Raw genomic sequence first — 8,809 nt, 5'->3', positions numbered from 1 at the left:
CGGCGGTACCGCCGCCGCCGTGGTGGGCGCCGGTATCGCCGCGCATGCCGGCTTGACGGCCTTGAACCGCGCCAAACAATCCGGCGACAAACATCCAGGAGCGGAACAATAATGACAGTCCGAAACACCCCCAACGGTTTTCATTTGAACGACGCCGGCCGTCGCGTCGTGGTCGATCCGGTCACCCGCATCGAAGGCCACATGCGTTGCGAAGTCAACATCGACGACGACAATATCATCCGCAACGCCGTGTCCAGCGGCACGATGTGGCGCGGTCTGGAAGTGATTCTGAAAGGCCGTGACCCGCGCGACGCCTGGGCCTTCGTGCAGCGTATCTGCGGCGTCTGCACCGGCACCCATGCCTTGACGTCGGTGCGTGCGGTCGAAGACGCCTTGAAAATCCAGATTCCGGAAAACGCCAATTCCATCCGCAACCTGATGCAACTCAGCCTGCAGGTGCAGGACCATCTAGTGCATTTCTACCATTTGCACGCGCTGGATTGGGTTAATCCGGTCAACGCCTTGAAGGCCGATCCGGCCGCCACCTCGGCCCTGCAGCAATCGATTTCGCCGCATAATCCCAAGTCCTCGCCCGGCTATTTTCGCGACACCCAAAACCGGCTGAAAAAATTCGTCGAATCCGGCCAACTTGGCCCGTTCAAGAACGGCTATTGGAGCAACCCGGCTTATTTATTGCCGCCGGAAGCCGATTTGATGGCGGTGACCCATTATCTGGAAGCGCTGGATTTTCAAAAAGACATCATGAAAATCCGCACCATCTTCGGCGGCAAGGACCCGCATCCGAACTGGCTGGTCGGCGGCGTGCCTTGCGCGATCAATATCGACGGCGTCGGCGCCAACGGCGCCATCAACATGGAGCGGCTGAATCTGGTGTCGTCGCTGATCGACCGCACCATAGCCTTCATCGACCAAGTCTATATCCCGGATTTACTGGCTATCGCCCAGTTCTACAAAGGCTGGCTGTACGGCGGCGGCATCTCGGGGCAAAGTTTGCTGGCTTACGGCGACATTCCGGACAATGCCAACGACTATTCCGCGTCCAACCTGCTGATGCCGCGCGGTGCCATCATCAACGGCGATTTAAGCAAGGTGCACGAAGTGGACTTGACCGATCCCGAACAGATCCAGGAATTCGTGCCGCACTCCTGGTACAGCTATCCCGACGAAGCCATCGGTCTGCACCCCTGGGACGGCATTACCGAACCCAACTACAAAATCGGCCCCAACACCAAGGGCGACCGCACCCATATTCAGGAATTGGACGAAGGCGCCAAATATTCCTGGATCAAGGCCCCGCGCTGGCGCGGCCATGCCATGGAAGTCGGGCCGCTGGCGCGTTATGTGGTCGGCTATGCCCAAGGCAACAAGGAAATCACCGAGCAGATCAATTTCGTCTTGAAAACCCTGGACGTGCCGGTCAGCGCGCTGTTCTCGACCTTGGGCAGAACCGCCGCACGCGGTCTGGAAGCGCAATGGGCGGCCGGCAAGATGCGCTATTTCATGGACAAACTGATCGCCAACATCAAGGCCGGCGACTTGGCTACCGCCAATGTCGAACGTTGGGATCCGGAAACCTGGCCGAGCAGCGTCAAAGGCGTCGGTTTCACCGAAGCGCCGCGCGGCGCTCTGGGTCATTGGCTGAAAATCGAAGATACCAAGATCGCCAATTACCAATGCGTGGTGCCGACCACCTGGAACGGTTCGCCGCGCGACGAGCAAGGCAACATCGGTGCCTTCGAGGCCGCACTAATGAACACCAAAGTGGAACGCCCGGACGAACCGGTGGAAATTCTGCGCACCTTGCATAGTTTCGACCCCTGTCTGGCGTGCTCCACGCATGTGATCAGTCCGGACGGCACCGAATTAACCAGCGTCAAGGTGCGCTGAACGATTACACGTAGGCCGGAATAAACCCGATGCAGCGACAGCGAAATCGGGCGTTTCCGGCGTTAAAAAGCTTGCCGGAAACGCGCGTTCTTACTAAACGTCGAACGCACTTATTCCGGCCTACGGGCTTTTACCAGCCCATGGAGAACGACATGAACAAATATTTTTCGCCCGCCGTTTTGATGTTGATGACCGGTCAAGCCGAAGCCCATAGCCATCCCGGCATCGATGCCTTCACACACAGCCTGGAGCACATGCTAGCTGCTTACCCGACTTGGTTGCCGCATCTGTTTGCGGCCGCTTTATCGATAGCGGCGGTGGCACTGGTACGCGGACTTTGGCTGCGCGCCAAGGCGCCGGGCCGGAGACCGCAATGAGTGCGCCGGTCGAACCGGTCTATGTTTACGAACTGCCGGTCCGTCTCTGGCACGGAATCAATGCGCTGGCGATCAGCGTATTGGCGGTAACCGGCTATTTAATCGCCGCCCCCTTACCCTCGCCGGCCGGCGAAGCCTCCGCGCATTTTCTGATGGGTTATATCCGTTTCGCGCATTTCGCCGCCGGCTATCTGCTTGCCGTCGGCTTGCTGGGACGCTTGTATTGGGCCTATGCCGGCAACGAGCACGCCCGGCAAATCTTTTTACCGCCTCTGCTGAGCACGCATTTCTGGGACAGCGTCCGCCAGGAAATACTCTGGTATGCCTTTATCGCCAAAACGCCCCGGCATTACATCGGCCACAACCCGCTGGCGATATTGGCCATGCATTTCGTGTTGGTGTGGGGTACGTTGTTCATGATCCTTACCGGCTTTGCGCTTTACGGCGAAGGCGCCGGCCAAGGCAGCTGGCAATGGATTCTGTTCAGCAGCTGGTTGTTGCCGCTGTTCGGCGACAGCCAGAGTGTGCACAGTTGGCACCATTTGGTGATGTGGGCCATCGTCTGCTTCGTGCTGATCCATATCTATGTAGCGGTGCGCGAGGATAAGCTGTCCGGTCAAAGTATGTTGTCGACCATCGCCAACGGCTGGCGCAGCTTTAAAGACGACAAGCCGGTAGACGATGCGCATTGAACGTTGCATTTTTGACGATGCGCCTCCTAACGTCGGTACATCCTATATGATTCAGCTTGCAATGATTTTATGACCTCATCGCCTCAAATCCTATTGATTGGCATCGGCAACCTGCTGTGGGCCGACGAAGGCTTCGGCGTTCGCGTCATCGAGCATCTGCAAAAACACTACCGCTTCCCGGATAACGTCACGGTATTGGACGGCGGCACCCAAGGGCTATATTTGGTCGAACACGTGCAGGCGGCGGATGTGTTGGTGGTGTTCGACGCTATCGATTACGGCCTGCCGCCCGCCACCCTGAAATGTATCGAAAACGACGACGTGCCGAATTTTCTCGGCGCTAAAAAAATGAGCCTGCATCAAACCGGCTTCCAAGAGGTATTGGCTACCGCACAATTGTTGGGCCAATACCCGCAACATTTATTGTTGATCGGCGTGCAGCCGGAAGAATTGGACGATTACGGCGGCAGCCTGCGCGAAAACATCAAGGCGCAAATTCAACCCGCCATCGAAACCGCTTTACGTTATCTGCAAAATGTCGGCGTCGCCGCCAGCCGTATCGATACGGCTGTTGAATTGAACGATCCGGCGCTGGACATGCAGCGTTACGAAGCCGAACGCCCTTCCCCCGCTCAAGCCTGCCGCATCGGCGACCAGCGCGTTCTGCAAACCGGCGTTTTTACGGTACGCCCGCCAACACCCTCCGAACTGCCCAGCCTGCAGGTCGATGTGGATTATCGGGGACAATACTGATGTGCATCGGCATTCCGATGCAAGTCATCGAACCGCGCGGCGAATCGGCTCTGTGCATATACCGGGGCGAAACCGGTTTGGTCGACATGATGCTGGTCGGCGAACAGCCCAAGGGCGCCTGGCTGCTGGTATTTCTGGATACCGCCCGCGAAGTCATCAGTGCCGACAAAGCCCGTCAAATCACCGACGCGCTGGAAGCCATGCGCCTTGCCATGCAAGGCGAAACCGATATCGACCACTTATTCGCCGATCTGGTCGAGCGGGAACCCGAACTACCGGAGCATTTACGATCATGAGCATTCCTTCCGAAGACATATCGTCCACCCGTTCGCGCCTGCCTTTGCTGGATGCCGACAATTACGACAACTTCGTCTACAGCCACGACACCGTGGTGCTGTTCTTCCGCAACGACCCGACACTGTTCCCGGAAAGTCAGGACGTGCAGGTGATTCTGCCGGAATTGTTAAAAGTGTTCAACAGCCAGCTGCAAGGGGCGGTAATCGATCGCTCCATCGAACGGGAACTGCAGGCCAGATTCCACTTCACCACCTGGCCGGCCCTGGTGTTTTTACGGCGCGGCGAATATCTAGGGGTGATTACCGGCATCAAGGACTGGCAGGAATTCGGTCAGGAATTTGCCAGAATCTTGGCCCTGCAGCCCAAGCAACCGCCCAGGTTTGATTTGGAAAAAGTATGCGGGGGGCATGCTTAGTTTTCTATATGCGTAGGCCGGAATAAGCGTAGCGTTTCCGGCTTAAGATTTCGGCTCTTCCTACCGGATAGGGCCAAGGTGACAAGATTCTATTCCTCACCGGCTCTTTAACAATTTGGTATCGCTATCGCGATGCGCGCCAACAACGATCATGTTGGAGTATGATGCGCATATTAAAGCCATTCTCCAGGAGACAACACCATGGCCATCACGAACAGCGTAACGAAAAAAGCCACCAATATCACCTTGTCCGCCGATGTGCTGGCCGAAGCCAAGGCATTGAATATCAACATTTCACAGGCTTGCGACCGCTATTTGCGCGACTTGGTGCGCGGCGAAAGAGAAAAGCGCTGGCAACAGGAGCATGCCGAGTTCATAGCCGCTTACAACCAAACAGTCGAACAGGAAGGCTTGCCACTGGACGAATGGCGGTCTTTTTGACATGGCCCGCTTCGATGTCTACCGCAACAGCGGTGTAAGGTCCAATGACGTGCCCTATTTGCTGGATGTGCAAAGCGATGTATTAAGTGCCTTGGATAGCCGGGTCGTAATCCCCCTAAAGCGACGGGATCGTTTTCCTTCTGTTTTGTTACCGGCTAATTTAATGCCGATTCTTTTGGTGGAAGGTATCGAATGCGTGATGGAAACGCCGAAATTGGCGGCTGTTCCCACGCGGATTCTAAAGACGCCAGTGGCGTCGCTGGAATCGCAACGGTTTGAGATTGGGGCAGCGTTGGACTTTTTGTTTCGGGGATTTTGATTATTTGGTGTCGCTATCGCGACGGATGTTTTTGAAGTCGGTTCTCGGACCGACAACCGAGGTACTTTTCTTTGCTTGTCCTCGGCAATTGCTCCTGCATTGCCCTACCTCCTGCATCCATGCAGTCGAAAGAAAAGTACCCAAAAGAAACGACACCCGGATTCCGCCAATTCCCTGCGCTTTTACGAAAACCATCCATGGTTTTCGCCCTGCGGGCCAGCCTATCGGCTGTTCAAATTTGCTCCAGGCAAATTTGTCGCTTTTGCCGTGGGTTTTCGAAGGGCCATCCCTGACCCTGCGAAAACGAGCAGCATCCTTGCCGCTCCCCTATCGGGCCTTTTTCGCCAAAAACTGCGATGCTCGGTGCGGAATAACGGGAACAACCCCTCGCGAAATGAAAAATCGTTAGACGATTTTGTAAGTTTAATTTGTGATTCTACTGTAGTATGCTCCCGATGGTAGTAGGCTTATCATTCGCTATAGATGCACTTCACTTTGTTCAGCACATCCTTACCGAGCTGAGGACAGTACCAGATAAGACGCGGGTGCAGGGTTGCTGTTTGAGATGGGTTATAGTGAAATTAAAATTGTTAAATAATATTTTATGAAATGGGCAGATGATTTACTGGCTTTAGCAGATTGGGCATTACAGTTGCAGGATCTCAGGCACCGATATCTTCATGCATCTACCGCAGAAGAATTAACAATCACCCCAGGCATTGCTTGTTGCATTGAAACCGTCGCTGTTCTTGGAATTTATGAATCTGCGATAGGAAAAGGATATAGAAGATGGGAAACCATAGATTACGAGCGCAGTTATCCAAAAGAAAGTGAAAAAAACCCTCGTAGAGCAGATCTTGCTTTTAAAGAACCTGGAAGTGGAAAAAATTGGGCTTACATAGAAGTAAAGAATTATAAAGGCAATGGCAAAGTCTTAATAGAATCAGATATTAAAAAATTAAAATCGATTGAACATAGATCGCAAAGATGGATGCTTATCTATCGCATCAGACCTGAAACAGGTCGTCATCAGGCTCTAGATAAATTACTAGTAAAAAACTTCAGTAATCAGATAGTTATTTATGGTCTCAAGGAATTTCAAACTATAACGGAAGATAAAGAAGATGGCATATGCGAAATATGCTTAATAAAAATAACATAGTGGATAAATTATGCCAACCTGTAGTCACAATTCGCCTTGTCCAAAATGCCGCAATAATGTTGGCGGAGCTCCATTCGTAAAATGCAATAACTGCGGTTCTACGGGTTGTGCTAAATGCATAGGCACACCAGGAAACTCTATAAAGTGTCGAGTATGTGGAAAAGTATCAAAAATAATTAAAATATAAATATACGCAATTGCAATTTATGTTACCGCGATATTTTTCCTCGTTCCCACGCGCCGCGTGGGAACACAGGCTAACCGCGCTGCGGTCAGGTTAAAACCAATCCCGATAAATCGGCAATAACCCCTCCATCCCAACATAACTGCGCGCACTGGAATAGCGCCAATGTCCGGCAAATCGACATAACCGCGTTTGACCGGATTGAGGTGGATATAATTCAGCTTCTGCTTTAAGTCCCGTAGGGTGGGCACGGCTTGTTGTGCCCACGCGGAAAAAACTTTTTCTAGCTCCCAACCTCCACGTTAGGAACCTTTGTTTCAGAAGATCTGGTGAAGTATGGTACGCATCGAGTGCCTCTTCCAATCCTCCATTTAAACCCAAAAAAGGTATGCGATGCATACCCTACATTTTTCTGGTGTTTCTTTGAATTTCGAGATGGTTTTCCTCCCCTTATTCCGCCCCGAGCATCGCAGCTTTTGGCGGGATCAGCCCGATAGGGGAGCGGCAGGGATGCCACTCGTTGCTTGCAGGGGCTGGGAAGCCCCTTCAAGCAACCCTCGCCAAAAGCGAGAAGCGCTGGAAATTGGCGGAATCCGGGCCGCCTTTTCTTTGGTTTGTTTCTTTTGGCGGAGCAAAAGAAAGAAACTCGCCTTCGGGTGCGAGAACCCGATTCAAACAAACCGCGATAGCGACACCAAATAAAACAAACACCCGTAAACCCAACAAACAACCCGAAACTATAGCCAACGCCCAAACACATGACATCAATAACTCTCCCAATTTTCGGCCAAGGCAGCCAACCCGCCGAGGAAGACGGCGTCGAGCTGGAATACCTGGCGATGCCGGAAGAAATGACCACCTACCGGATGCCGCAGATTTCGGTGGACTTGAACGCGGCGGATTTGGCCCAAGCCAAGACCGTGTTGCAGCAGCTCGAACAGGATTTGGCGGCTTACCCGACTGACAGCGCCAGCATAGACCTGATCGGTCTGGACCAGACCAACCGCCGCTTCGTCGACGAACTGCTCGGCGAAGGCGAGGTCAGCGTGATTTGCGGCGGCGCGCAACAGCTGCGGATACAGGAATCGGTGCTGGCCGGCGTCTGGCGCTCTCGGCAAAGCGTCGGCCAACGCCTGCTGGCCGACGTGTTGGAGGTCGGCATCATGCCGCAAAGCGTCGCCCAAACGACCTTCGCTTCTGCCGCCGAGCAAATCGATACCGACATGAGCGCACTGCCGGACGGAGTGATGAACGCACCGCCGTTGCTGGCCGAGCTGAATTCCAAGATTGCCGTCTACCGGCCCGGCGACGAGGCGCACATCATCAACCTGAGCCTGCTGCCGCAAACCGAACAGGATTTGGCATTTTTGGAACAACGGCTGGGCCGGGGACCGGTAACTATTTTGTCGCGCGGCTACGGTAATTGCCGCATTACCGCCACCGGCAGCCGTTTCGTCTGGTGGGTGCGTTATTTCAATTCGCAGGACACTTTGATCCTCAACACGCTGGAAGTCAGCGATGTGCCCACGGTAGCCTGCGCTTCGCCGGAAGACATTGCCGACAGCTGGCAACGTCTGCAGGAAATTTTGCAGGTTTACCTATGAGCGATGGCTTCTTTGCCGGCGCCTATGGCGGCGATGCTTCGCGCCTGCCGGCCGATGCCAAACTGGAATGCAAAATCTGCTGGCACGTTTACGAACCCGCCGCCGGCGACCCGGATAGGCAATTCCCGCCCGGCACGGCATTTTCGGCACTGCCCGATTATTGGAGCTGTCCGCAATGCGGCGCGCCGAAACGGGATTTTCTGCTGCTGGACGACTGAGCATGCAATGGCTGGATAGCGAACAAATCAAATCGGCGCTGGAAGCAACGTTTAACGAGATACTGGCGACGCGCATGCGCGGCCTGCCCTTGCTCAACCCGGCACTTGCGGTGCGGGCGCTGAGTTTCGGCTTGGTCAACCGCGACTGGTTGGGGGTGTTGATTACGCCGTGGTGCATGAATCTGCTGCTGTTGCCGACAACGGACTCCGCTTGGATAACACAGCCGCCCGGCAACAAATTCGAACATGCGTTCCCTTACGGCAGTTTCGAGTTTACCATGGCCCGCGAGACGCAGCTTGGCAGTTACGCGCAATGTTCGCTGTTCTCGCCGATGTTTCAATTTGAAAACCAGACCGCCGCCGTGACGGCAGGACAGTCGGCTTTGCAAGCCTTGCTAAGCCACCCGGCGCCGCGCGCGGTCAGCCGGCGCGACATGCT

Annotated in this window: 13 protein-coding genes; all 13 read left to right on the top strand. The window is 54.4% G+C overall.

The window, feature by feature from the left end; translation table 11 throughout:
• The first annotated feature begins 111 nt into the window (after window positions 1-111).
• The gene (locus NP596_RS18110; RefSeq protein WP_256616806.1) at window positions 112-1,908 is read left to right on the top strand and encodes a nickel-dependent hydrogenase large subunit; all 1,797 of its coding nucleotides are present in this window, start codon (window positions 112-114) and stop codon (window positions 1,906-1,908) included.
• A gap of 152 nt (window positions 1,909-2,060) precedes the next feature.
• Window positions 2,061-2,285, top strand: a complete 225-nt coding sequence (locus NP596_RS18105; RefSeq protein ID WP_256616805.1) for a hypothetical protein — start codon at window positions 2,061-2,063, stop codon at window positions 2,283-2,285.
• On the top strand, window positions 2,282-2,977 hold the full coding sequence (gene cybH / locus NP596_RS18100) for a Ni/Fe-hydrogenase, b-type cytochrome subunit (protein WP_256616804.1): 696 nt from the start codon (window positions 2,282-2,284) through the stop codon (window positions 2,975-2,977). The genes NP596_RS18105 and cybH overlap by 4 nt, the downstream gene beginning before the upstream one ends.
• Before the next feature lie 69 nt (window positions 2,978-3,046).
• The gene (locus tag NP596_RS18095; RefSeq protein WP_256616803.1) at window positions 3,047-3,730 is read left to right on the top strand and encodes a HyaD/HybD family hydrogenase maturation endopeptidase; all 684 of its coding nucleotides are present in this window, start codon (window positions 3,047-3,049) and stop codon (window positions 3,728-3,730) included.
• A complete protein-coding gene (locus tag NP596_RS18090; RefSeq protein WP_256616802.1) occupies window positions 3,730-4,026 on the top strand; it encodes a HypC/HybG/HupF family hydrogenase formation chaperone in 297 nt (98 codons plus the stop codon). Before NP596_RS18095 ends, NP596_RS18090 begins: the two co-directional genes overlap by 1 nt.
• Complete coding sequence (locus tag NP596_RS18085) at window positions 4,023-4,442, top strand: thioredoxin domain-containing protein (protein ID WP_256616801.1); 420 nt, start codon at window positions 4,023-4,025, stop codon at window positions 4,440-4,442. Before NP596_RS18090 ends, NP596_RS18085 begins: the two co-directional genes overlap by 4 nt.
• Window positions 4,443-4,643: 201 nt before the next feature.
• Entirely contained in the window at window positions 4,644-4,883 is a 240-nt protein-coding gene (locus tag NP596_RS18080) for a type II toxin-antitoxin system CcdA family antitoxin (protein WP_256616800.1), read from the top strand.
• Between the two features lies 1 nt (window position 4,884).
• Window positions 4,885-5,202, top strand: a complete 318-nt coding sequence (locus NP596_RS18075; RefSeq protein WP_256616799.1) for a CcdB family protein — start codon at window positions 4,885-4,887, stop codon at window positions 5,200-5,202.
• Between the two features lie 604 nt (window positions 5,203-5,806).
• Complete coding sequence (locus tag NP596_RS18070) at window positions 5,807-6,364, top strand: hypothetical protein (RefSeq protein WP_256616798.1); 558 nt, start codon at window positions 5,807-5,809, stop codon at window positions 6,362-6,364.
• A 577-nt stretch (window positions 6,365-6,941) separates the two neighbouring features.
• Complete coding sequence (locus tag NP596_RS18060; protein WP_256616797.1) at window positions 6,942-7,250, top strand: hypothetical protein; 309 nt, start codon at window positions 6,942-6,944, stop codon at window positions 7,248-7,250.
• A 56-nt stretch (window positions 7,251-7,306) separates the two neighbouring features.
• Complete coding sequence (locus tag NP596_RS18055) at window positions 7,307-8,152, top strand: hydrogenase expression/formation protein (RefSeq protein WP_256616796.1); 846 nt, start codon at window positions 7,307-7,309, stop codon at window positions 8,150-8,152.
• The gene (locus NP596_RS18050; protein WP_256616795.1) at window positions 8,149-8,370 is read left to right on the top strand and encodes a rubredoxin; all 222 of its coding nucleotides are present in this window, start codon (window positions 8,149-8,151) and stop codon (window positions 8,368-8,370) included. Before NP596_RS18055 ends, NP596_RS18050 begins: the two co-directional genes overlap by 4 nt.
• Window positions 8,371-8,372: 2 nt before the next feature.
• A partial coding sequence (gene hybE, locus NP596_RS18045; protein ID WP_256616794.1) for a [NiFe]-hydrogenase assembly chaperone HybE occupies window positions 8,373-8,809 on the top strand: 437 nt, incomplete at its 3' end.

The organism is Methylomonas rivi (genome assembly GCF_024505165.1).
GTDB classification, from domain to species: domain Bacteria; phylum Pseudomonadota; class Gammaproteobacteria; order Methylococcales; family Methylomonadaceae; genus Methylomonas; species Methylomonas rivi.
Note: the sequence above shows the minus strand (reverse complement) of the source record. Positions and strands in the feature narration are given on the sequence as shown.

Excerpts from the sequence above, each read along its gene's own strand:
- cybH (WP_256616804.1), top strand. The coding sequence starts at position 2,282 with ATGAGTGCGCCGGTCGAACCGGTCTATGTTTACGAACTGCCGGTCCGT.
- NP596_RS18095 (WP_256616803.1), top strand. The coding sequence starts at position 3,047 with ATGACCTCATCGCCTCAAATCCTATTGATTGGCATCGGCAACCTGCTG.
- NP596_RS18105 (WP_256616805.1), top strand. The coding sequence starts at position 2,061 with ATGAACAAATATTTTTCGCCCGCCGTTTTGATGTTGATGACCGGTCAA.
- NP596_RS18060 (WP_256616797.1), top strand. The coding sequence starts at position 6,942 with ATGCATACCCTACATTTTTCTGGTGTTTCTTTGAATTTCGAGATGGTT.
- NP596_RS18085 (WP_256616801.1), top strand. The coding sequence starts at position 4,023 with ATGAGCATTCCTTCCGAAGACATATCGTCCACCCGTTCGCGCCTGCCT.
- NP596_RS18080 (WP_256616800.1), top strand. The coding sequence starts at position 4,644 with ATGGCCATCACGAACAGCGTAACGAAAAAAGCCACCAATATCACCTTG.
- NP596_RS18110 (WP_256616806.1), top strand. The coding sequence starts at position 112 with ATGACAGTCCGAAACACCCCCAACGGTTTTCATTTGAACGACGCCGGC.
- NP596_RS18090 (WP_256616802.1), top strand. The coding sequence starts at position 3,730 with ATGTGCATCGGCATTCCGATGCAAGTCATCGAACCGCGCGGCGAATCG.
- NP596_RS18055 (WP_256616796.1), top strand. The coding sequence starts at position 7,307 with ATGACATCAATAACTCTCCCAATTTTCGGCCAAGGCAGCCAACCCGCC.
- NP596_RS18070 (WP_256616798.1), top strand. The coding sequence starts at position 5,807 with ATGAAATGGGCAGATGATTTACTGGCTTTAGCAGATTGGGCATTACAG.
- NP596_RS18075 (WP_256616799.1), top strand. The coding sequence starts at position 4,885 with ATGGCCCGCTTCGATGTCTACCGCAACAGCGGTGTAAGGTCCAATGAC.
- NP596_RS18050 (WP_256616795.1), top strand. The coding sequence starts at position 8,149 with ATGAGCGATGGCTTCTTTGCCGGCGCCTATGGCGGCGATGCTTCGCGC.